General features: G+C 70.4%; 20 protein-coding genes. 12 read left to right on the forward strand and 8 right to left on the reverse strand.

Annotated features, from left to right (window positions below; genetic code table 11):
* Positions 1 to 165 precede the first annotated feature (165 nt).
* The 3 genes from AC0KTA_RS11970 (at position 166) to erm (ending at position 5,494) form a co-directional block, all read left to right on the forward strand.
* Positions 166 to 3,948, forward strand: a complete 3,783-nt coding sequence (locus AC0KTA_RS11970) for a multifunctional oxoglutarate decarboxylase/oxoglutarate dehydrogenase thiamine pyrophosphate-binding subunit/dihydrolipoyllysine-residue succinyltransferase subunit (RefSeq protein WP_481055102.1) — start codon at positions 166 to 168, stop codon at positions 3,946 to 3,948.
* Positions 3,949 to 4,107: 159 nt separating this feature from the next.
* On the forward strand, positions 4,108 to 4,290 hold the full coding sequence (locus AC0KTA_RS11975; protein ID WP_003961784.1) for a DUF6104 family protein: 183 nt from the start codon (positions 4,108 to 4,110) through the stop codon (positions 4,288 to 4,290).
* Positions 4,291 to 4,708: 418 nt separating this feature from the next.
* Positions 4,709 to 5,494 (forward strand): 23S ribosomal RNA methyltransferase Erm, encoded by a 786-nt coding sequence (gene erm, locus AC0KTA_RS11980; protein ID WP_481055103.1) that lies wholly within the window; start codon positions 4,709 to 4,711, stop codon positions 5,492 to 5,494.
* Between the two features lie 148 nt (positions 5,495 to 5,642).
* On the opposite strand, the gene AC0KTA_RS11985 is transcribed toward erm, so the two are convergent.
* Positions 5,643 to 6,557, reverse strand: coding sequence for a TIGR03620 family F420-dependent LLM class oxidoreductase (locus tag AC0KTA_RS11985; protein WP_481055104.1), 915 nt, complete (start codon positions 6,555 to 6,557; stop codon positions 5,643 to 5,645).
* A gap of 161 nt (positions 6,558 to 6,718) precedes the next feature.
* On the opposite strand from AC0KTA_RS11985, the gene AC0KTA_RS11990 reads away from it, so the two are divergent.
* A complete protein-coding gene (locus AC0KTA_RS11990) occupies positions 6,719 to 7,351 on the forward strand; it encodes a TetR/AcrR family transcriptional regulator (protein ID WP_481055105.1) in 633 nt (210 codons plus the stop codon).
* A gap of 55 nt (positions 7,352 to 7,406) precedes the next feature.
* On the opposite strand, the gene AC0KTA_RS11995 is transcribed toward AC0KTA_RS11990, so the two are convergent.
* Entirely contained in the window at positions 7,407 to 8,264 is an 858-nt protein-coding gene (locus AC0KTA_RS11995; protein WP_481055106.1) for a hypothetical protein, read from the reverse strand.
* A gap of 171 nt (positions 8,265 to 8,435) precedes the next feature.
* Between AC0KTA_RS11995 and AC0KTA_RS12000 the strand changes: the two genes are divergently transcribed.
* Complete coding sequence (locus AC0KTA_RS12000; protein ID WP_481055107.1) at positions 8,436 to 9,419, forward strand: DUF4097 family beta strand repeat-containing protein; 984 nt, start codon at positions 8,436 to 8,438, stop codon at positions 9,417 to 9,419.
* A gap of 1 nt (position 9,420) precedes the next feature.
* Complete coding sequence (locus tag AC0KTA_RS12005; protein WP_481055108.1) at positions 9,421 to 10,569, forward strand: PadR family transcriptional regulator; 1,149 nt, start codon at positions 9,421 to 9,423, stop codon at positions 10,567 to 10,569.
* Positions 10,570 to 10,852: 283 nt separating this feature from the next.
* Here the strand turns inward: AC0KTA_RS12005 and AC0KTA_RS12010 are convergent, their stop codons facing one another.
* The 4 genes from AC0KTA_RS12010 to AC0KTA_RS12025 all read right to left on the reverse strand — a co-directional run bounded on the left by AC0KTA_RS12010 (position 10,853) and on the right by AC0KTA_RS12025 (position 14,323).
* A complete protein-coding gene (locus AC0KTA_RS12010) occupies positions 10,853 to 11,413 on the reverse strand; it encodes a Clp protease N-terminal domain-containing protein (protein ID WP_481055109.1) in 561 nt (186 codons plus the stop codon).
* Positions 11,413 to 11,622 (reverse strand): helix-turn-helix domain-containing protein, encoded by a 210-nt coding sequence (locus AC0KTA_RS12015; protein ID WP_481055110.1) that lies wholly within the window; start codon positions 11,620 to 11,622, stop codon positions 11,413 to 11,415. Before AC0KTA_RS12015 ends, AC0KTA_RS12010 begins: the two co-directional genes overlap by 1 nt.
* 112 nt (positions 11,623 to 11,734) lie before the next feature.
* On the reverse strand, positions 11,735 to 12,697 hold the full coding sequence (locus AC0KTA_RS12020; protein WP_481055111.1) for a zinc-binding dehydrogenase: 963 nt from the start codon (positions 12,695 to 12,697) through the stop codon (positions 11,735 to 11,737).
* 384 nt (positions 12,698 to 13,081) lie between these two features.
* Entirely contained in the window at positions 13,082 to 14,323 is a 1,242-nt protein-coding gene (locus AC0KTA_RS12025; protein ID WP_481055112.1) for an NAD(P)-dependent malic enzyme, read from the reverse strand.
* A 567-nt stretch (positions 14,324 to 14,890) separates the two neighbouring features.
* On the opposite strand from AC0KTA_RS12025, the gene AC0KTA_RS12030 reads away from it, so the two are divergent.
* The 3 genes from AC0KTA_RS12030 to AC0KTA_RS12040 are packed head-to-tail and all read left to right on the forward strand — an operon-like array spanning position 14,891 to position 17,596.
* Positions 14,891 to 15,853: an ABC transporter substrate-binding protein gene (locus AC0KTA_RS12030; RefSeq protein WP_481055113.1), complete on the forward strand. Its 963-nt coding sequence runs from the start codon at positions 14,891 to 14,893 to the stop codon at positions 15,851 to 15,853.
* Positions 15,854 to 15,890: 37 nt separating this feature from the next.
* Complete coding sequence (locus tag AC0KTA_RS12035; protein ID WP_481055114.1) at positions 15,891 to 16,838, forward strand: amino acid ABC transporter permease; 948 nt, start codon at positions 15,891 to 15,893, stop codon at positions 16,836 to 16,838.
* Positions 16,835 to 17,596, forward strand: coding sequence for an amino acid ABC transporter ATP-binding protein (locus AC0KTA_RS12040; protein ID WP_481055115.1), 762 nt, complete (start codon positions 16,835 to 16,837; stop codon positions 17,594 to 17,596). The genes AC0KTA_RS12035 and AC0KTA_RS12040 overlap by 4 nt, the downstream gene beginning before the upstream one ends.
* 119 nt (positions 17,597 to 17,715) lie before the next feature.
* Here AC0KTA_RS12040 and AC0KTA_RS12045 read toward each other — a convergent pair whose 3' ends face one another.
* Positions 17,716 to 18,489 carry a class I SAM-dependent methyltransferase gene (locus AC0KTA_RS12045; protein WP_481055116.1) on the reverse strand — a complete coding sequence of 258 codons (774 nt, stop codon included), beginning with the start codon at positions 18,487 to 18,489 and terminating at the stop codon, positions 17,716 to 17,718.
* Positions 18,490 to 18,606: 117 nt separating this feature from the next.
* Between AC0KTA_RS12045 and AC0KTA_RS12050 the strand changes: the two genes are divergently transcribed.
* Complete coding sequence (locus AC0KTA_RS12050) at positions 18,607 to 19,236, forward strand: CGNR zinc finger domain-containing protein (RefSeq protein WP_481055117.1); 630 nt, start codon at positions 18,607 to 18,609, stop codon at positions 19,234 to 19,236.
* Here AC0KTA_RS12050 and sodX read toward each other — a convergent pair.
* Positions 19,140 to 19,601, reverse strand: a complete 462-nt coding sequence (sodX, locus tag AC0KTA_RS12055) for a nickel-type superoxide dismutase maturation protease (RefSeq protein ID WP_481055118.1) — start codon at positions 19,599 to 19,601, stop codon at positions 19,140 to 19,142. The genes AC0KTA_RS12050 and sodX overlap by 97 nt on opposite strands.
* A gap of 166 nt (positions 19,602 to 19,767) precedes the next feature.
* Between sodX and sodN the strand changes: the two genes are divergently transcribed.
* Positions 19,768 to 20,163: a superoxide dismutase, Ni gene (gene sodN, locus AC0KTA_RS12060; RefSeq protein ID WP_481055119.1), complete on the forward strand. Its 396-nt coding sequence runs from the start codon at positions 19,768 to 19,770 to the stop codon at positions 20,161 to 20,163.
* A gap of 281 nt (positions 20,164 to 20,444) precedes the next feature.
* Positions 20,445 to 22,502, forward strand: coding sequence for a GTP-binding protein (locus tag AC0KTA_RS12065; RefSeq protein WP_481055120.1), 2,058 nt, complete (start codon positions 20,445 to 20,447; stop codon positions 22,500 to 22,502).
* Positions 22,503 to 22,563 lie beyond the last annotated feature (61 nt).

Raw genomic sequence — 22,563 nt, forward strand, 5'->3', positions numbered from 1 at the left:
TAGGCAAACTTCGCTTGTTTCCCGCCATTTACAGCGCCGAAACCAGCTTTCCAGTGTGACTTACGCGACGGATGACCGGCCCGGTCTGCACTGTGCGCCGATGGAGGCGTAGCCTTTATTTCCGCTGTCCATCACCTTGTGAAGCGGAAGAGGGCGGTTGCCGCCGTGTCGCCACAGTCCCCCAGTAACTCGAGCACCACGACCGACCAAGAAGCGCAGGGCAAGAACCCTGCTGCCGCGTTCGGTCCCAATGAGTGGCTCGTCGACGAGATCTATCAGCAGTACCTCCAGGACCCGAATTCGGTCGACCGTGCCTGGTGGGACTTCTTCGCCGACTACAAGCCGGGAGTAGGCGCAGGCGTAGCCTCCGCCCCGGCCATGCCGGCGGGTGACGCGGCCGCGGGGGCCGCGTCCACCACGTCCCCCGCCCCGGCCGCCGCGCAGCCAGCTCCGGCGAAGCCCGCGGCCGCCGCCGCGCCCGCCACGAAGGCCCCGGCCCCCGCCGCCAAGCCCGCCACCGCGAAGCCCGCAGCCGCCAAGGCCGCGCCCGCGAAGGCGGAGCCCGCCAAGGAGACGGCGGGGCCCGAGTACGTCCCGCTGCGCGGCCCCTCCGCGGCCGTGGCGAAGAACATGAACGCCTCCCTGGAGCTGCCCACGGCCACGTCCGTGCGCGCCGTCCCGGTGAAGCTGCTGTTCGACAACCGCATCGTCATCAACAACCACCTGAAGCGTGCCCGCGGCGGGAAGATCTCCTTCACGCACCTCATCGGGTACGCGATGGTGCAGGCGATCAAGGCCATGCCGTCGATGAACTACTCCTACGCGGAGAAGGACGGCAAGCCCACCCTCGTCAAGCCGGAGCACATCAACTTCGGCCTGGCCATCGACCTGGTGAAGCCCAATGGCGACCGCCAACTGGTTGTAGCGGGCATCAAGAAGGCCGAGACCCTGAACTTCTTCGAGTTCTGGCAGGCCTACGAGGACATCGTCCGCCGCGCCCGTGACAACAAGCTCACGATGGACGACTTCACGGGCGTCACGGTCTCCCTGACCAACCCCGGCGGCCTCGGCACGGTCCACTCCGTGCCGCGCCTGATGCCCGGCCAGTCGGTCATCATGGGCGTCGGCTCGATGGACTACCCGGCGGAGTTCCAGGGCACCTCCCAGGACACCCTGAACAAGCTGGGCATCTCCAAGGTCATGACGCTGACCTCGACGTACGACCACCGCGTGATCCAGGGTGCGGCGTCCGGCGAGTTCCTGCGCATCGTCGCGAACCTCCTCCTCGGGGAGAACGGCTTCTTCGACGAGATCTTCGAAGCCCTGCGCATCCCCTACGAGCCGGTCCGCTGGCTCAAGGACATCGACGCCAGCCACGACGACGACGTCACCAAGGCCGCCCGTGTCTTCGAGCTGATCCACTCCTACCGCGTCCGCGGCCACGTCATGGCCGACACGGACCCGCTGGAGTACAAGCAGCGCAAGCACCCGGACCTGGACATCACCGAGCACGGGCTGACGCTCTGGGACCTGGAGCGCGAGTTCGCCGTCGGCGGCTTCGCCGGCAAGTCGATGATGAAGCTGCGCGACGTCCTCGGCGTCCTGCGCGACTCGTACTGCCGCACCACCGGCGTCGAGTTCATGCACATCCAGGACCCGAAGCAGCGCAAGTGGCTGCAGGACCGCATCGAGCGCCAGCACGCCTCCAAGCCGGAGCGCGAGGAGCAGCTGCGCATCCTGCGCCGGCTGAACGCCGCCGAGGCCTTCGAGACCTTCCTGCAGACGAAGTACGTCGGCCAGAAGCGCTTCTCCCTGGAGGGCGGCGAGTCCGTCATCCCGCTCCTGGACGCGGTCATCGACAGCGCGGCCGAGTCGCGCCTGGACGAGGTCGTCATCGGCATGGCCCACCGCGGCCGCCTGAACGTCCTCGCGAACATCGTGGGCAAGTCGTACGCGCAGATCTTCCGCGAGTTCGAGGGCAACCTCGACCCGAAGTCGATGCACGGCTCCGGAGACGTCAAGTACCACCTGGGCGCCGAGGGCACCTTCACCGGTCTGGACGGCGAGCAGATCAAGGTCTCGCTCACCGCCAACCCCTCCCACCTGGAGGCGGTGGACCCCGTCCTGGAGGGCGTCGTCCGCGCCAAGCAGGACATCATCAACAAGGGGGGCACGGACTTCACGGTCCTGCCGGTCGCCCTGCACGGTGACGCGGCCTTCGCGGGCCAGGGCGTGGTGGCCGAGACGCTCAACATGTCGCAGCTGCGCGGCTACCGCACGGGCGGCACGGTCCACATCGTCATCAACAACCAGGTCGGCTTCACGGCCGCTCCGGAGTCCTCGCGTTCGTCGATGTACTCCACGGACGTGGCCCGGATGATCGAGGCGCCGATCTTCCACGTGAACGGCGACGACCCCGAGGCCGTCGTCCGTGTCGCGCGGCTCGCCTTCGAGTTCCGCCAGGCGTTCAACAAGGACGTCGTCATCGACCTGATCTGCTACCGCCGCCGCGGACACAACGAGTCCGACAACCCGGCGTTCACGCAGCCGCTGATGTACGACCTGATCGACAAGAAGCGCTCGGTCCGCAAGCTCTACACCGAGTCCCTGATCGGCCGCGGCGACATCACCCTGGAAGAGGCCGAGCAGGCCCTCCAGGACTACCAGGGCCAGCTCGAGAAGGTCTTCACGGAGGTCCGTGAGGCCACCTCCCACCCCGCTCCGGCCGAGGTTCCCGAGCCGCAGCCCGAGTTCCCGGTGACCGTCAGCACGGCGATCAGCCAGGAAGTCGTCAAGCGGATCGCCGAGTCCCAGGTCAACATCCCCGACCACGTCACCGTGCACCCGCGCCTGCTGCCGCAGCTGCAGCGCCGCGCGGCCATGGTCGAGGACGGCACGATCGACTGGGGCATGGGCGAGACCCTCGCCATCGGCTCCCTCCTCCTGGAGGGCACCCCGGTGCGCCTGGCGGGCCAGGACTCCCGCCGCGGCACGTTCGGCCAGCGCCACGCGGTCCTCATCGACCGCAACACGGGCGACGACTACACGCCGCTGCTGTACCTCTCCGAAGACCAGGCCCGCTTCAATGCCTACGACTCGCTGCTCTCCGAGTACGCGGCCATGGGCTTCGAGTACGGCTACTCCCTGGCGCGTCCCGAGTCCCTCGTGATGTGGGAGGCGCAGTTCGGCGACTTCGTCAACGGCGCGCAGACGGTCGTGGACGAGTTCATCTCGTCGGCCGAGCAGAAGTGGGGCCAGACGTCCGGCGTCACCCTGCTCCTGCCGCACGGCTACGAAGGCCAGGGCCCCGACCACTCGTCGGCCCGCCCGGAGCGCTTCCTGCAGCTCTGCGCGCAGAACAACATGACGGTCGCGATGCCGACCCTCCCGTCGAACTACTTCCACCTCCTGCGGTGGCAGGTGCACAACCCGCACCACAAGCCGCTGGTGGTCTTCACGCCGAAGTGGATGCTGCGCCTGAAGGCCGCGGCCTCCAAGACGGAGGAGTTCACCACGGGCGGCTTCCGTCCCGTCATCGGCGACGACTCGGTGGACCCGAACGCGGTCCGCAAGGTCGTCTTCTGCGCGGGCAAGCTCTACTACGAGCTGGAGGCCGAGCGGCAGAAGCGCGGTATCAAGGACACGGCGATCATCCGCATCGAGCGGCTGTACCCGCTGCCGGGTGCCGAGCTCCAGGCGGAGATCGCCAAGTTCCCGAACGCCGAGAAGTACCTGTGGGCCCAGGAGGAGCCGGCGAACCAGGGCGCGTGGCCCTTCATCGCCCTCAACCTGATCGACCACCTGGACCTGGCGGTCGGCGCCGACATCCCGCACGGCGAGCGGCTGCGGCGCATCTCGCGCCCGCACGGCTCTTCCCCGGCGGTCGGCTCCAAGAAGCGCCACGAGCAGGAGCAGGAGCAGCTGCTGCGCGAGGTCTTCGAGGCCTAGTCCGCGGCGGTTCGCACAGTTCGGTACGTCGGGTGGGCCCGGCCCCGAGTCCTGGTACGGGACTTGGGGGCCGGGCCCTCCGGCGTACGGCCGTACGATGAAACGGAACGCAAACCGCCCCGGCCGCCGGCCCGGGTCCCGCCCCACCAGGAGCAAGAGTTGTACTTCACCGACCGTGGCATCGAGGAGCTGGAGAAGCGGCGCGGCGAGGAAGAGGTCACCTTCGAGTGGCTCGCCGAGCAGCTCCGCACCTTCGTGGACCTCAACCCGGACTTCGAGGTCCCGGTCGAGCGCCTCGCCACGTGGCTGGCGCGGCTCGACGACGAGGACGAGGACGAGTAATCGGCTCCTCCGGGGGATGCCGGTAGGGGGAACTCCGGTTCCTGGACTCGGGTGCAGAGCACTTGGGCCTGACGAGCACCTGGTGAGCGGCTTCTGCCTGCGGATGCCCTGGATGCCCTTCCCGGCTGTTTCCGGCGCCCGGATGCCCCGACTGCGCCCGGCTGCCGGACGCCCCGGTGCCGGGATGCCCGGGTGCGCAGGTGCCCGCATGTCCGCGGAAAAATCACTTGCCGGGGAGACCCGGCCTTCGCCTACGCTGCCTCGCATGTCTGCCTCCGCGGCCGCCGCTGTCACGAGGACCCGCCGCGCCTAGCGGCGGGCCGGCCTCACTTCACTCATGAACGCCCCGCCGCTTCAACGCGTAAGCGCCGAGCGGCACTTCGTGCTGCCCGGCTTACCTCGAAGCCGCGGAGATCCTGTGCGCACGCAAGCCCATGGCCGCCATGAGTTCGGCCAGAACTTCCTCACCGACCGCAGCACCATCAGCACCTTCGTCGACCTCGTGGACCGCACCCACGGCCCGATCGTCGAGATCGGCACCGGAGACGGCGCGCTGACCCTCCCCCTGGAGAGGCTCGGCCGACGCCTGACGGGCATCGAGATCGACCACCGCAGGGCCGAACGGCTGCGGCGGCGCACCAGCCCCTCGACGACGATCGTCACCGCCGACTTCCTGCGGTTCCGGGCCCCCGCCGCACCGCACGTCCTGGTCGGCAACCTGCCCTTCCACGAGACGACCCCGATGCTGCGCCGCATCCTGCGCTCACCGGCCTGGACCGACGCCGTCCTGCTCGTGCAGTGGGAGGTCGCGCGCCGCCGTGCCGGGGTCGGCGGGGCGACACTCATGACGGCCCAGTGGTGGCCCTGGTACGAGTTCGGCCTCGAAGGCCGCGTTCCCGCGACGGCGTTCCGGCCGCGCCCGAACGTCGACGGCGGCCTGCTGACGATCACCCGCCGGGAGCGGCCGCTGGTGGCGGACGCGCGACGGCAGGAGTACCAGGAGTTCGTCCGCCGGGTGTTCACCGGCCGGGGCCGAGGGCTCCGCGAGATCGTCGCCGCGGCGGCCCCCGACCTGCCCCGGCGCCGTATCCAGGAGTGGGCGCGGCGGTGCGGAGGCGGCACCGCGCGCCTGCCGAAGGACCTCGGGGCCAGGGAGTGGGCGGAGTTGTTCGGGATGCGGGTGGAGCGGCGAGGGCTGGGGTAGGGCGGTGGGGCCCTGCGTGCGCCTCACGGGGGCGTAGGGCTGCTCCTCACGGGCCCGGGTGGGCGGCGAGCACGCTGGCCGGGCGGGGAGCACCCCGACGGGCCGAGGCACCCCGACGGGCCCGGGACCCCGACGGGGCGGGCGCCGGTCAGGCGGTGAGTGCCGGCGCCAGCTCCCGCCACTGCCGCATCGGCAGCTCGGCGGGATCCGCCGTCAGCACCTGTACGCAGACGTGGTCCGCTCCGGCCGCGAGGTGCTCCGCCACGCGCGCGTGGAGTACGTCGACGTCTCCGTAGGCGACGATCGCGTCCACGAGGCGGCTGCTGGGCGCCCCACTCGTGTCCTCCTCGCTGAAGCCGAGCCGGCGCAGGCTCGCGACCTGGTGCGGTGCCCTCAGGTACCCGGCGACATGCTCCGTGGCCACCTCGCGTGCCCGCGCGCGGTCCCGGTCGAGTACGACGGCCTGCTCGACCCCCAGGAACGCATCCGGCCCCAGAATGTCCCGCGCCCGCGCGGTGTGCTCCACGGGGACGAAGTAGGGATGCGCGCCCCAGGCGCGCTCGGCGGCGAGACCGAGCATCTTCGGCCCGAGGGCGGCCAGGACCCGGCGCGGTGCGGGGTCCGGCACAGGGCCGTGCGCGGGCGCCGCGTCCATGGCGTCCAGATAGCCCCGCATGGTCGCGACCGCCCTCCCGCGCGCGGGCACCGGATAGCCGTCCACCTCCATGACGGTGTCGTCGACGCGGTGTCCGCCGAGCCCCAGGACGTAGCGCCCTGGGAACGCCTCTCCCAGCGTCCGCTCGGCGTTCGCCGTTGCGAGCGGTTCGCGGTAGGCGATGTTGGCTATGCCGGACGCGACGACGAGCCGCCGCGTGGCGGACAGCAGCAGCCACGCCTGCCCGAACGTGTCCCGCCCGAACGCCTCTCCGTACCAGATGGCCCCGTACCCCAACTCCTCAATTTCCGCGGCGGCTTCGCGCACCCGGCCCGCGGGATGCCTCTCGAAGGCGAAGGTCCAGATCCCGGCACGCCCGAGCCCACCGGCTCGCTGGAGGTCACTCATGCTCCCCACCCCTCCTTAATTACCGGAGAAGCTCTCCGGATACCTGCGGAGTACGATACGGAGAACTTCTCCGCACAGCCAGCCCTCTCCGAAACCCGAACCCGAACCCGAACCCGACCTCGCCCGCCCCCTCGGGAACCCAAGACTCCGGGAACGCAGAGATGAACCAGCCGCAAGCCGAACCACAGCCACAGCTACAGCCCGAAGGGCGGACCGCGGCCGTCGGCCGCCCCGCGCGGGCCGACGCCGTCCGCAACCGCGAACGCATCGTCGCCGCCGCCCGGGAGGCCTTCGCGGAGGCGGGCCCCGAGGCGTCATTGAACGAGATCGCCCGCCGAGCGGGAGTGGGCCCGGGCACGCTCTACCGGAACTTCTCCGGCCGCCCGGAACTGCTCGCGGCCGTCCTGAAGGACCGCATCGACACGCTGTGCGCCCACGCGCGGGACCTGCTGTCGGCGGATTCGGCGGGCGACGGCCTGGCGGAGTGGCTGCGCGCCTTCCTCGACCACGCGCGCGTGAACCAGGGTCTTGGCGGCGCGCTGATGCTGGAGCAGATGGAGGCGACGGGCGCCCTCGGCACCGACTGCCACCAGCGCATCCTCGACGCGGTGACCGCGCTGCTCACCCGGGCCCAGGACGCCGGCGCCGCCCGCCGCGACCTCGCCCCCGCCGACCTGCTCCAACTGGTCGTCGGGATCGCCCTGTCCACGACGCACAAGCAGGAGTCACCGGACGATCCGGAGCAGGCGGAGCGGCTGCTCGGGCTGATCCTGGACGCGACCAAGGCTCGCTGAGCCATTCAGTCGGGTTAGTCGTGGCCGATTCGGCCACCGTGCGCGAGGGACCGCCTCACGCGCGGTCGGCCGCCTCGCCCCGCACCCTTCCGCGCTCGCGGGCCAGCCCCAGCGCCCCGTGCACCACCAGCACGGCTCCCGCCACCGCCCAGCCGCGGCCTCGGTGGCGCAGGGACCAGAGCAGGAGCGGGATCCCGGCCGCGAGCTGAGCGCCGGACAGGGCCCGGGCCAGGGGGCCGTGTTCCACGGCGTCGAGCTCCGCGCGGACCGCGTCCCGCCAGCCGGGCCACTCGACCTGGCGCACGCCGTCCCACACCTGGGCCGCCTCCCGCAGCCGGTCGGCCGGTTCGCCGGGCCGCAGGCCGGGAGGCAGGTCGACGCCCGCCCGGGTGAGGACCGCGAGGAGCCCTCGCATACGGGCCCGCGCGTCGGCCCCCGAGTCGGGCCGGGTCAGCGCGTCCAGGGCCTGCATGTCGAGCACCGGGTCCAGGCCGAGGCGGGCGGCGAACGTCCGCATCGCCTCGTCCTCGCCGACCGGGGTCCCGTTCGCCAGCCACACGTACCCGACCGTCCGCCGGAAGCCCGCCGCGAGCGTGTAGCCGGCACGGTCGGCGTCCCACCACAGCGCGAGCACCGGCCACGACGAGCCGACGGCGAGGGCGGTGGCCCAGCCGGTGAGCACCCGGTCGACCGGCTCGCCGCCGTGCAGCCACGGCTTGCCCTCGGGTACGAGCACGCTCCACTCGTCGCCCGCGGGTGCGAGCAGCATCCGCTCACGCAGGAGCTGCGCGACCGCCTCGACGGAGCCCGCCCCGGCCCGGCAGAGCAGCAGCGCGCCGACAGGTCCACCGACCGAGTCGGCCGGTTCGGACGGCTCGGAGGGCCGGGAGGGAGGCCACGGCTCGGAGGGCATGGCTCCACGCTAGGACAATTCATGCCCTTTGGCCCAGAACAGAGAGTGCGGCCGACAGCGGGGAACGCGGAGAAGAGATAGGTCTTGACTTTCCGTATCCGCGATATATCGTGTGTTGCACAGACGCGATATGGCGCGTCGCGTCCGTCCCGCTCAAGGAGGTCCGCCACCATGCCAGAGTGGTCCGTCGCCGAGCCCAGGAAGCTGACGTTCGACGAGCCCGTGAGGACACTGCGCGTCCGCGTGGTGAACGGCACGGTGAACGTCGTAGGCACAGACGAGGACGCGGCAAGGCTGGAGGTCTCCGAGATTTCGGGCCCTCCCCTCACCGTGGCACAGCACGACGGCACCCTGTCCGTGGCGTACGACGACCTGCCATGGCAGGGCCTCCTGGAATGGCTGGACCCCACGGGCACCCGCCGCAACGCAGTGGTCTCGCTGGCCGTGCCGGCCGGGACCCGCGTCGAGGTGGGCGTCATCCGGGCGGGGGCCGTGATCTCCGGGATCGAGGGCGGCGCCGAGGTGCGGGGCGTGACGGGCGACACGACGCTCGTGGGCCTCACGGGCCTGGTCCGGGCCAAGACGTTCTCCGGCAACGTCGCGGCCCAGCGTGTCACCGGCGACCTCCGCTTCGACTCCGTCTCCGGCGACCTGACGGTCTTCGAGGGCTCCGGGCCGTCCGTTCGGGCCGAGTCGATGAGCGGCTCGATGATCGTGGACCTGGACCCGGCCGTCGGCCCGGCCGACATCGGGCTCACGAGCATCTCGGGCGAGATCGCGGTCCGCTTCCCCCACCCGGCCCACGCACAGGTGTCGGCGAACACCACGAGCGGCTCGGTCTCCAGCGATTTCGACGACCTCCGGGTGAGCGGCAATTGGGGCGCGAAGAAGCTGACCGGCACGCTCGGTTCGGGCAGCGGCCAGCTTCGGGCGAGGACGGTCTCCGGCTCGATCGCGCTCCTGCGCAGGCCCTCCATGGAGGAAGATCTGCACGGGGCGGACGAGCCCCTGAGGGACGCACCGCCCGCGGACTCCCTGCCCCCGACCCCGACCCCTCCGGCTGTCGCCATGACCGGCGTCCCGGACGCGGACGCCCCCACCGACGCCCCGAAGGCGGACGCCGCCGACGGCCCGACCGACAAGAAGGTGCTCTGAGATGCCTCCCGTGTTCGCCCACGGCCGCCTGCGCCTGTATCTGCTCAAGCTCCTGGACGAGGCCCCGCGCCACGGCTATGAGGTGATCCGCCTCCTCGAGGAGCGCTTCCAGGGTCTGTACGCCCCCTCGGCGGGCACCGTGTATCCGCGCCTGGCCAAGCTGGAGACGGAGGGCCTGGTCACCCACACCACCGAAGGCGGCCGGAAGGTGTACGCCATCACCGACGCGGGCCGCGCCGAACTGGCCGACCGCAGCGGCGAGCTGGCCGACCTGGAGCTGGAGATCCGCGAGTCGGTGGCGGAGCTCGCCGCCGAGATCCGGGAGGGCGTGCAGGGTGCGGCGGGTGAGCTGCGCCGGGAGATGCGGGCGGCAGCGCAGGAGGCGCGCGCCGGCAGCACGTCCGGCGCGGGCTTCCCGAACCCCTCCGACTTCTTCGACAGCTCCTGGACCGGCAGCGACGGATGGCAGCTGGCGAAGGAGGAGTTCCGGCGCGCCCGGCAGGAGTGGAAGGAGCAGGCGCGGCGGGCGAAGGACGAGAGTCGCCGCGCCCGCGAGGAGGCCCAGCGGGCGCGCAGGCAGGCGAAGGACGCGCAGGAGGAGGCGTGGGCACAGGCCCAGGAGGAGTTGCAGCGCATGGCCAAGAAGGTGCAGGACCAGGTGCAGGACCACTTCGCGCGGGGCGACTGGCCGACGGGCGTCCGTGAAGGCCTGACCGAGCTCGCGAAGGAGTTCGGCGACTTCGGGAAGGAGTTCGGGAAGGACTTCGTGGGGGACTGGGGTTTCGGTACATCGGACAAGGCGTCGAAGACGTCGAAGGACGAGGCGTCGAGGGACGACACGTCCGGGCCGGGGCCCGTGTTCACGGCCGAGCGGGACGAGGTGCCCGTCGAGTACGTCCCGGACTGGGCGCACGAGGAGTCCACCGGCGAGCCCGCGCGCGACCTGGACCGCCTCCTGGACCGCTTCCGCGACGACATTCGCGACGCGGCGCGCGACCACGGGGTGTCCGAGGACCAGCTCCGCGACGTCCGCCGCCACCTCTCGGAGGCGGCAGCTCACATCGGCGTAAAGCTGCAGTCCCCCAAGGCCCCCAAGGCCCCGCAGACACCCGAGACTCCCGAGCCCCCGGAGGAGACCTCCAAGTCCTGACACTGGGCACCCCTGGGGCACCCCTGGCCCCTGGCCCGGCGGCACACCCGCCACCACCGCCGACCACCACCGCCGACCGCCACCACCCCCTTCCCCGCACCGGTCGCCGTTGGCCGTTCGGCCGACCGGAGCGCGGAGGAGGCACACGCCACCGCTGGTCGACCGACGGGCCGGACGGCCGACCGGAGCAGGGAGAGGGCACACGCCACCAGCGGTCGGCCAACCGGGCCGGCCCCCGCCCCGGGCCGGCCCACCCCCACCGCGGCCCACCGCGGCCCGGCCCCTAGGCCTGGTACAGGACGCGTTCGACCGTCATCCGCGTCACACCGTGGTCCGCCAGGACCTCCGCCGTCACGCCGGGGCGGGTCGTCAGGGCGAGAAGGATGTGTTCGTCGCCGATGCTGCGGTCGCGGCGGGCCGTGGCGATGCGCAGGGCCCGCTGCAGGATGTCCTTGGCGTCCGGGGTGAAGCTGCGGTGCCCGATCCAGGCACCGAGGCTCTTGCGTCCGTGCCCGGCGCCCGCGCCCGCCAGCGCCCCGGCGCCATGGGCCTGTTCGACGCGGGAGACGATTTCCTCGACGTCGATGCCGAGCCCGGCGAGGGCCTCGGTCTCCGCCTGGGTGAGCCCGCCCCGGCGCCGGGCCTCGGCCAGCGCCCGGGTGATGTCCTCGCGCCGCCGGTCGGCGCCGAGTGCGGCGAGGGCGAAGGAGGCGCGGGTGCCCTGCCGGTCGAGGAGCGCGAGCAGGAGATGCCCGTCGTCGATGGAGTCGGCGCCCGCCCGTTCGGACTGCTCGACGGCGCCCGTGACCACATCCCGGGCACCTCTGGTGAACCGTTCGAACATCACTGCCTCCCGTACTTCTTGTGCACTGCCTGCCTGCTCACGCCGAGTTCCCCGGCGATCTCCTGCCACGACCAGCCCTGCTGGCGTGCGCTGCGCACCTGCACGGCCTCGAGCTGCTCCACCAGGCGCCGCAGCGCGGTGACGGCTCGCAGCCCGACTCGTGGATCGCGGTCGCCCGCGCGCTCGGCGAGATCCGTTGCTTCGGTCATACTTGTCAACGTACGTTGACACCTCCCGCACGTCAACCACGGTTGACATGCGGGAGGTGCCGACAGAGACGCGGAAACCTTGAGCAGGCAGGCCAGACGGGTCAGGCCCAGATCAGACCGTCAGCACGATCTTGCCGAACTGGCCGCCCGCCTCCAGACGTTCGAAGCCCTCGCGGGCGCGGTCCAGCGGGAGCACTTCGTCGATGACGGGCCGTACACCGGTGGCGGCGCAGAACGACAGCAGGTCCTCCAACTCGTCCTTGGAGCCCATGGTGGAGCCGACGATCTTCAGTTCCAGGAAGTAGACGCGGGTCAGCTCGGCGTGGGAGGGGCGGTCGCCGCTGGTGGCGCCGGAGATGACGAGGGTGCCGCCGGGCCGGAGCGACTTGATCGAGTGGGACCAGGTGGCGGCGCCGACGGTCTCGATGACGGCGTCGACCCGCTGGGGCAGCCGCGCTCCGGACGGCAGGGCCTCCACCGCGCCCAGTTCGCGGGCCCGCTTGCGCTTGGCCTCGTCGCGGCTGGTGGCGAAGACCTTCAGGCCCGCGGCCTTGCCGAGCACGATCGCGGCGGTGGCGACGCCGCCGCCGGCGCCCTGGACGAGGACGGAGTCCCCGGGGCGTACGCCGGCGTTGGTGAAGAGCATGCGGTACGCGGTGAGCCAGGCCGTGGGCAGGCAGGCGGCCTCGGCGAAGGACAGTTCCCGGGGCTTGGGGAGGATGTTCCAGGTGGGGACGGCGACCTGTTCGGCGAAGGTGCCCTGGTACTTCTCCGTGAGGATGGAGCGGCGCTCGTGCGGACCGACGCCGTGGCCGGTCTGGCCGATGACGGAGTGCAGGACGACTTCGTTGCCGTCCGCGTCGACGCCGGCCGCGTCGCAGCCGAGGATCATCGGGAGCTTGTCCTCGTCGAGGCCGACTCCGCGCAGGGACCAGAGGTCGTGGTGGTTGAGGGAGGCGGCCTTGACGTTCACGGTCGACCAGCCGGGGCGGGGGTCGGGGGCCGGGCGGTCACCCAGTTCCAGGCCGGTGAGGGGTTGGTCGGGGTCGATTCGGGCGGCGTAGGCAGCGAACATGGCGCCGACGATATGCCTGGCCCCAGGGCCTCCGGAACGCCCCACGCGTGTGACCCGCACCGCGTCCCGGCCCGGCGCCCCGGCCCCACAACCCAATCGCCGTCGGCACCGGCACCTGTCGCAGGGCCCCCAGGCAGCCATGCCCACCGCACCCCCCACGGCACCGCCGCACAGCAGCGCCACAGCGGAGGCCAGCCCACCCACAGCAGCAGAGCAGCAGACGCCGACGGCGAGGCACCCCCGCCGGAGACGGTCACCCCGCGGACAACCAGAAACGGGCGGGCGGGTGGGAAAAGAAGAAGACCACCGGCGCGCAGACGCCGACGGCGAGGCACCCCGGAGAAAGGCAAGGCCCCGCCACCCAAGGCAACGGGGCCCGCACGCCTAACGGCGAGCCACACCCTCCGCCCGAGCGGCCGCCGCAACAGCCGCCGTGACGGCCGGAGCGACCCGCTCGTCGAACGGCGACGGAATCACGTAGTCGGCGGACAGCTCGTCCCCGACGACATCCGCCAGCGCGTCGGCCGCGGCGATCTTCATGCCCTCGGTGATCCGAGAGGCCCGCACCTGCAGCGCCCCCGCGAAGATCCCGGGGAACGCGAGCACGTTGTTGATCTGGTTCGGGTAGTCCGAGCGCCCGGTCGCCACCACGGCGGCGTACTTGTGGGCGATGTCGGGGTGTACCTCGGGGTTCGGGTTGGCCATGGCGAACACGAACGAGTTCGGCGCCATCGAGGCGACCGCCGGCTCGGGCACCGTACCGCCGGAGACGCCGATGAAGACGTCCGCGCCGGCCAGGGCGGATTCGAGCGAGCCGCTGAGCCCGGCCTTGTTGGTGAGCTCCGCGAGCTCCCGCTTGACCGGCGTGAGGTCGTCCCGGTCCCTGGACACGACGCCCTTGCGGTCCGCGACCGCGACATCGCCGAGCCCCGCCTCGAGCAGGAACTTCGCGATGGCCACGCCCGCGGCGCCCGCGCCGGAGATGACGGCCCGCAGGTCGCCCAGGGTGCGCCCGGTCAGCCGCGCGGCGTTGCGCAGCGCGGCCAGCGTCACGACGGCCGTGCCGTGCTGGTCGTCATGGAAGACCGGGATGTCGAGCCGCTCCTGGAGCCGCCGCTCGATCTCGAAGCAGCGCGGCGCGGAGATGTCCTCGAGGTTCACCCCACCGAACGACGGCGCGAGCCGCACCACGGTGTCGATGATCTCGTCGACATCGGTCGTGGCGAGCGCGATGGGCACCGCGTCGACCCCGCCGAACTGCTTGAACAGGATGGCCTTGCCCTCCATCACGGGGAGCGAGGCCTCCGGGCCGATGTCGCCGAGGCCGAGCACGGCGGTGCCGTCGGTGACGACGGCGACGACGCTCGACTTCCACGTGTAGTCGTGGACGAGCTCGGGCTGCTCGGCGATGGCGCTGCACACCTTCGCGACGCCCGGCGTGTACGCCAGGGACAGGTCGTCCTTGTCGCGCACCGGAACGGTCGCCTGGACGGCCATCTTGCCGCCGCGATGGAGCGCGAACGCCGGATCGAAGGGCTCCTCCGCGCCTTCGTGACCGGCTGTGCTGCCGCTCGCACCACGGCTGCCGCTGCTGTCGCTGCGAGGATTGACGATCTCCGCTGCCACTGTGTCTGACCCCTTAAGTCTTCATGGTTGAGGGTGAACCACTTCCTGGTGCAGAAGTGGGGCGGGCACCGCGTCCGTGCTGAAGCCGCGGGCCTGTCGGCCGTTGGCTCTCCGCCTGTCGGCGAAGCGGTACGGGAGGTACGTACGAACGCGCGGGCACGCCGCACACGTGCCCTGAGCCCCGGATGAGGGGTGTAACCGTCTTTTCTACCGGATGCCCCCGACCGCCGACGAGCCATATCTGTGTCAGACCGATGTGAACAGCAAGTATCTAGTAGACCTCCAGGGCAAAATGTCCGTATTATTGGGAAAACTCCATCCCGCCGGTCCGTATCGCGAGATTGGGTGGTTATTGAGTGGTTGGAGATTGTTCGCCCCGGTGCGCCAATGACCGGCACGCACCGGCCTGTTGGGGTTTAGGGATCGCCCGTTATCCGATTTTGACATCTCCAGCCCCCAGAATCGGGCCGTCCGAATGGCAAGATGCCTCATCACACGAGGTCGCGACACCCGAAGGTGTGTGCACGACCACCGCATGGCTACTCCCCCATCCGCCGGAGGACTCCTATGACCGCAGGCACCATTTGTCGCACGACCGCCGCGAAGTCCGCGAAGTCCCGGATCGTCGCTGTCGGCGCGATCGCGGTCGCGGGCACGCTGCTGCTCACCGGCTGCGGCGACCAGACGGACAAGAAGGAGGACGGCGGCGACAAGGTCGTCAGTGCTCCGCTCTCCGACGAGCTGCCCGCAAACATCCGCAACAAGGGTGTCATCAAGGTCGGCTCCGACATCGCCTACCCGCCGGTCGAATTCAAGGACAAGGACGGCAAGACGGTCGGCATCGACCCGGACATCGCCGACGCGCTCGGCAAGCAGCTCGGCGTCCGGTTCGAGTTCGACAACGGCACCTTCGACACCCTCCTCGGCGGTCTGCGCTCCAAGCGCTACGACATCGCCATGTCGGCCATGACGGACACCAAGAACCGTCAGGAAGGCATCGACGAGGAGACCGGCAAGAAGGTCGGTACCGGCGTCGACTTCGTCGACTACTTCACCGCGGGCGTCTCGATCTACACCAAGAAGGGCGACGACCAGGGCATCAAGACCTGGTCCGACCTCTGCGGCAAGAAGATCGTGGTGCAGCGCGGCACCGTCTCGCACGACATGGCCAAGGCCGAGTCGAAGAAGTGCAAGGGCGGCAAGAAGATCGCGATCGAGTCCTTCGACAACGACCAGCAGGCCCAGACCCGGCTGCGCTCCGGCGGCGCGGACGCGGGCTCCTCGGACTTCCCGGTCGCGGCGTACGCGGTGAAGACCTCGGGCGGCGGCAAGGACTTCCAGCTCGTCGGCGACCAGGTCGAGGCCGCTCCGTACGGCATCGCGGTCTCCAAGAACAACCCCAAGCTGCGTGACGCGATCAAGATGGCGCTGGACGCGATCATCGCGAACGGTCAGTACGAGAAGATCATCAAGGAGTGGGGCGTCGACGCCGGCGCAGTCAAGGAAGCCAAGATCAACGGCGGCAAGTGACCGCGTCTCGTCATCTCGTCGCTGAAAGGCCACACCCGTGACAACGGACATCAGCAAGTCGGGCGACTCCGCGCCCAAGGATGAGCCGCCGCGCTCCGCCCCCGAGGCGATCAGAGCGATCCCGGTGCGCCACTTCGGCCGGTACATCGCGGCCGTCCTCGCCATCGGCGTGCTCGGCGCGATCGTCCTCGCGTTCGCCAATGGCGACATCAACTGGGACGCGATCCCGGACAACTTCTTCGACGACCGCATCATGAAGGGCGTCCGCGAGACGCTGATCCTGACGGTCCTGTCGATGCTCATCGGCGTGGTCGGCGGCATCACGCTGTCGGTCATGCGGCTGTCGAAGAACCCGGTGACCTCGTCGATCGCGTGGTTCTACATCTGGTTCTTCCGCGGTACGCCGGTCCTGGTCCAGCTCTTCATCTGGTTCAACCTCGGCTTCGTCTTCGAGTACATCAACCTCGGTCCGATCTACAAGGACGAGTGGTCGGACTTCATGACGCCGTTCCTGACGGCGCTGCTCGGTCTCGGCCTGAACGAGGCCGCGTACATGGCGGAGATCTGCCGTGCGGGCCTGCTCTCGGTCGACGAGGGCCAGACGGAGGCCTCGCAGGCGCTCGGCATGAGCCACGGCAAGACGCTGCGCCGCATCGTCATCCCGCAGGCCATGCGCGTGATCGTGCCGCCGACGGGCAACGAAGTCATCAACATGCTCAAGACGACGTCGCTGGTCGCGGCCGTCCAGTACTACGAGCTCCTGAGGTACGCCCAGGACATCGGGACCTCGTCCGGCGCGACGGTGGAGGCGCTGCTCCTGGCCGCCACCTGGTACCTGATCATGACGTCGATCCTCAGCGTCGGTCAGTTCTACCTGGAGCGCTACTACGCGCGCGGCTCCTCGCGCGCCCTGCCGGACACGCCTTGGCAGAAGATCAAGGCCAACATGCTGTCGCTCAGCAACCGTGGGGGAGGCATCCGATGACCGCCATGGTGAAGGCCGAGGGCGTCCACAAGTCGTTCGGTCACGTCGAGGTCCTGAAGGGCATCGACCTGGAGGTCGCGTCCGGCGAGGTGTTCTGCCTCATCGGCCCGTCCGGCTCCGGCAAGTCGACGTTCCTGCGCTGCATCAACCACCTGGAGAAGATCAACGCCGGGCGGTTGTACGTCGACGGGGAGCTGGTCGGCTACCGGCAGAAGGGCGACAAGCTGTACGAGCTGAAGGACAGCGAAGTCGCCATGAAGCGCCGGGACATCGGCATGGTCTTCCAGCGCTTCAACCTCTTCCCGCACATGACGGCACTGGAGAACGTCATGGAGGCGCCGGTCCAGGTCAAGGGCCAGTCCAAGGCGGAGGCGCGGGAGCGCGCGGGCCAGCTCCTGGAGCGGGTCGGTCTCGCCGACAAGGCGAAGAACTACCCCTCGCAGCTCTCCGGCGGCCAGCAGCAGCGCGTGGCGATCGCCCGGGCCCTCGCGATGGACCCGAAGCTGATGCTGTTCGACGAGCCGACGTCCGCGCTCGACCCGGAGCTGGTCGGTGACGTGCTCGACGTCATGCGCGACCTCGCCGAGTCCGGCATGACGATGATCGTCGTCACGCACGAGATGGGCTTCGCGCGCGAGGTCGGCGACAGCCTGGTGTTCATGGACGAAGGTGTAGTGGTCGAATCCGGCCACCCGCGCGACGTACTGACGAACCCGTCGCACGAGCGGACGAAGTCGTTCCTGTCGAAGGTCCTGTAGAGCGCAGGTGCGGTAAATCGATGTCTACGTAGAGGGGCGGTACGGATCGGTGATCCGTACCGCCCCTCTACGTAGGTGCGTTGCAGGGATTGCCGTGCTGTCGAAGTCCCTAGAAGTCCCTACTTGAGGCCTAGGACCAGGGCGTCCGACGGGGACGCCCAGACCGTGCGGGCCTCGGCGAAGCCCGCCTCGCGCAGGGTGCGGACGTGCCACTCCGGGGGCGGGGTGTCGCCGTCGGCGTGCTCTCCGTAGATCTCGAACCGCTTGGCGGTGGGTTCGGCGAGCACGGGGTCCTTGGCGGCGAGTGCCCACCAGTCGGCCCAGTCCAGGGCGCCGGAGTTCTTGGCGGCCTCCTGGCGGGCGTGCCGGAAGTCGCGGTCGGCGGCGTTGATGCGCGGGGTGGCCGGATCCGGCATGTGGTCGGCGTTCATGAAGACGCCGCCGTCGGCCACGATCCCGGCGAGCTGGTGGTAGAGCGCGGCGAGGGGTTCGCTGAACAGCCAGTGCAGGGCGGTCGCGGTGAGGACGGCGTCGTACGAGTCGTGGGGCAGCTGGGAGGTCCAGTCCGGGTCCTTCAGGTCCGCGGTCACGAAGGTGACGCGGTCGTCCCCGGCGAAGGTGCCCTCGGCGATGGCGAGCAGTGCCGGGTCGAGGTCGACGCCGGTGCTGACGGCCTTCGGGAACCTTTTGAGGAGTCTGTCCGTAATACTTCCCGTACCGCACGCGAGGTCGAGGACGCGCGGCTCGGGGCCGACGAGGGCCTCGACCATGTCGAGCATGACGCGGAACCGCTCCTCGCGGTCCGGCAGGTACCACTCCTGCTGCCGGTCCCAACTCTCCTGCCAGGCACGCCAGTCGGTTCCGAACCCCGTACCGCTAGCCGTTTCCGTCACCGGAAGACCTCCGTCCCGTACTACGCTCGACTAATCTCGCCGAGTAACACCCGCAAATGAAATGCGACCGTTACCTCGCACGCAGACGAAGATAGCCCGCCCCGGTAAGGACTACAAGTGGAACTGGCCTATTACTCGGACTACGCCGTACGCCTGGTCAACACCGAGGAGCCGGCTCGCAACAAGGACTCGCTGACCTCCGTCGACGCGGTCCGCGAGCTGTTCGGTGCGAACCAGCAGGCCGCCCGTCGCGCCACGGACTCGGACGTGACGCGCTTCCGCTCGGTGCGGGGGCGGCTGCGGTCGGTCTTCGAGGCGGCCGACGGCGGCGACGAGACCCTGGCCGTGGACCTGCTGAACTCCCTGCTCCTGGAGTTCCCGGTGAGCCCGCAGATCTCCGGCCACGACTATCGGGACGACGACGGCCGCCCCCTGTGGCACATGCACCTCGCCGACCACCCGTCGAACGCCACCGCGGGGTACGCGGCGATCGCCGCGATGGGCCTCGCCTTCCACCTCACCGAGTACGGCGTGGACCGGCTGGGCCTGTGCGAGGCGGCGCCGTGCCGCAACGCCTATCTGGACACCTCGACCAACCGCTCCCGGCGCTACTGCTCGGACCGCTGCGCGACGCGTGCGAACGTCGCGGCCTACCGCGCGCGCAAGCGCCTGGAGAGCGAGCGGTCGGCGAGCACCGGGCGCACGGCCAAGAAGGTCCAGGAGACCAGCGCGGCGAGCGAGAGCTGACGCCGCCCCTGCGCCGCACGCTCCTGGCGGAATCGGCCCAGCGGCCGGAACCGCGCGCGCACCCGCGCCAGGACCAGCTCCTCCGGGACGACCCCGTACACCGTGCTGTCGCCCCCCGCGTTGTACGGGTTGTCGCCGAGCACCCACCAGCCTCCCTCGCGCCGCTCGACGGCGCGCTTGACCACCAGCAGGTCCTGCTGCAGCGGATGACGCAGAATCACCACGTCACCCGGACGCACCCGGGCGCCGTGCCGCACCAGCATCCAGTCCCCCGGATTCAGCGTCGGCACCATGGACGGCCCGTCGACCTCGATCAACTGGAACGGCACGCGTGTCTCCCGCCCGTCTGCCGTCGTCTCCGGCATCAGACAACCTCCCGGACAATCCTCCACCGGCCTCCCGGTCCCATCCTCCACCGTCTTCAGTGTGACCCTGGACTTTTGTCCTAAGCCCATGGGGGCACTCGCGAAATCACGTCTCTCACGGAGTAATGTCCCACCTGAGAAGACGATCACGAGGAAGGACAGCTCAATGCTCTCCCGCCTGTTTGCCCCCAAGGTGAAGGCCAGCGCGCACTGCGACCTGCCCTGCGGCGTGTACGACCCGGCCCAGGCCCGCATCGAGGCGGAGTCGGTCAAGGCCGTCCAGGAAAAGATGGCCGCGAACGACGACCCGCACTTCCAGGCCCGCGCCACCGTCATCAAGGAGCAGCGCGCCGAGCTCGCCAAGCACCACGTGTCGGTGCTCTGGAGCGACTACTTCAAGCCCCCGCACTTCGAGAAGTACCCGGAGCTGCACACGCTGGTCAACGACACCCTCAAGGCCCTCTCGGCCGCGAAGGGTTCGACTGACCCGAAGACCGGTGAGAAGGCGCTCGAGCTGATCGCCGAGATCGACCGGATCTTCTGGGAGACCAAGAAGGCCTGATCCGGGCCCGGTCCCGGGCTCAAGCCCGGGCGCCGCGCCCACCCGACCGCACCCGGTCCCCTGGTGCCGCCGAAAACGGCGGGCCCGAGGGGCCGGGTGCGGTCGTATGTCACGCCACCAGGACGGCCGGACGCTAAATCGGTTGCCTGCGCCCGGCGCTCCTGCTGCAGTTGCCGCGTCACCAAACCGCCTAGTCGACGGAAACCAGGAGCCCCAGATGCGCCAGACGTCCATGTCCCACCAGGAAGGAATCGCCCCCCAATACGAGGACATGACGCCTAGTGCAATCGCACCCGCATCAGCAGAACCAGAAGCACCAACACACCCTTAACCTGGGCATCCTGGCGCACGTAGACGCCGGAAAGACCAGCCTGACCGAGCGGCTGCTGCACGCCGCCGGTGTCATCGACGAGATCGGCAGCGTCGACGACGGCAGCACCCAGACCGACTCCCTCGCCCTGGAGCGGCAGCGCGGCATCACCATCAAGTCCGCGGTCGTCTCCTTCGCGATCGACGACGTCACCGTCAACCTCATCGACACCCCCGGCCACCCCGACTTCATCGCCGAGGTGGAGCGGGTCCTGAGTGTGCTCGACGGTGCCGTGCTCGTCGTGTCAGCCGTCGAGGGCGTCCAGGCGCAGACCCGCGTCCTGATGCGTACGCTGCGCCGGCTCGCCATCCCCACGCTCGTGTTCGTCAACAAAGTGGACCGCCGGGGCGCCGACCCCGAGCGCGTACTCGCCGAGCTGCGCACGAGGCTGACGCCCGCCGTGGCTCCCATGGGCACGGTCCGCGCCCCTGGCACCCACGCGGCGCGCTACGTCCCGTACGCCGCCGACGACCCCCGCTTCACTACCCGCCTGACCGAGCTCCTCGCCGAGCACGACGACGCGCTGCTGTCCGCGTACGTCGAGGAGGACACCGCCGCCCTGGCCTTCGGCGGGCTGCGTGACGTACTGACGCGGCAGACCGGGCAGGCCCGGGTCCACCCGGTGTTCTTCGGCTCGGCGATGACCGGCACCGGCCTGGAGGCGCTGACCGACGCCGTCAAGGAGCTGCTGCCCGCGGCGGCCGGTGCCGCGGACGGGCCCGTCGCGGGGACCGTCTTCAAGGTCGAGCGCGGACCCGCGGGCGAGAAGGTGGCGTACGTCCGGATGTTCTCGGGCACCGTGCGGGTACGCGACCGGGTGCCGCTCGCCGGGCACCCGGAGGACGGCAAGGTGACCGCCGTCAGCGTCTTCGAGCGGGGCGTGGCCGTGCGGCGCGACGCGGTCGCCGCCGGGCAGATCGCGAAGCTGTGGGGGCTCACCGGCGTACGGATCGGGGACGTGCTCGGCGACGCGCGTGACGTACCCGAACGGCACGCGGCGGCACACCACTTCGCGCCGCCGACCCTCGAAACCGTCGTCGTGCCCCGCCGCGCCGCCGACCGTGCTGCCCTGCACGCCGCGCTGACCCAGCTCGCGGAGCAGGACCCGCTGATCGACCTGCGCCAGGACACGCTCCGGCAGGAGATCTCCGTGTCGCTGTACGGCGAGGTCCAGAAGGAGGTCATCGAGGCCACGCTCGCGGACGAGTTCGGCGTCGGTGTCGATTTCCGCGAGACCACGACGATCTGCGTGGAGCGGGTCGTCGGGACCGGGGCGCACGTGGAGATCATCGACACCGACCCCAACCCGTTCCTCGCCACGGTGGGGCTGCGCGTGGAGCCCGCGCCGGCCGGGGCGGGCGTGCGGTTCCGGCTCGGAGTGGAGCTCGGCTCGATGCCGTACGCGTTCTTCAAGGCCGTCGAGGAGACGGTCAAGGAGACGCTGCTGCAAGGGCTGTACGGGTGGGAGGTGCCGGACTGCCTGGTCACGATGACGCACTCCGGGTACTGGCCGCGGCAGAGCCACGCGCACGCCGTCTTCGACAAGAGCATGTCGAGCACGGCCGGGGACTTCCGGCAGCTCACGCCGCTGGTCCTGATGGACGCGCTGCGGCGGGCGGGCACCCGCGTGCACGAGCCGATGCACCGGTTCCGGCTCACCGTGCCCGCCGATGTGTTCGGCACGCTGCTGCCCGCGCTGGGGCGGCTGCGCGCGGTGCCGCACACACCTGCGGCGCACGGGTCCGCGTACGTCGTCGACGGTGTGATCCCCGCCGCGCGCGTGCACGACCTGGAGCAGGCGCTGCCCGGACTCACACGCGGCGAGGGCGAGTTGGAGTCCGCCTTCGACCACTATGCGCCGGTGACCGGGCCGCCGCCGGAGCGCCCGCGCACGGACCACAATCCGCTCGACCGGAAGGAGTACGTGCAGCGGGTCACGCGGCGGACGGGGGTGAGGGAGGTGAGGTGAGGCGGCTGGGGTGAGTCTGCCGGCGTCGCCGGTCACGTCGGCGGGACAGCCAGCGCCGGCG

Source organism: Streptomyces sp. Y309, assembly GCF_056712025.1.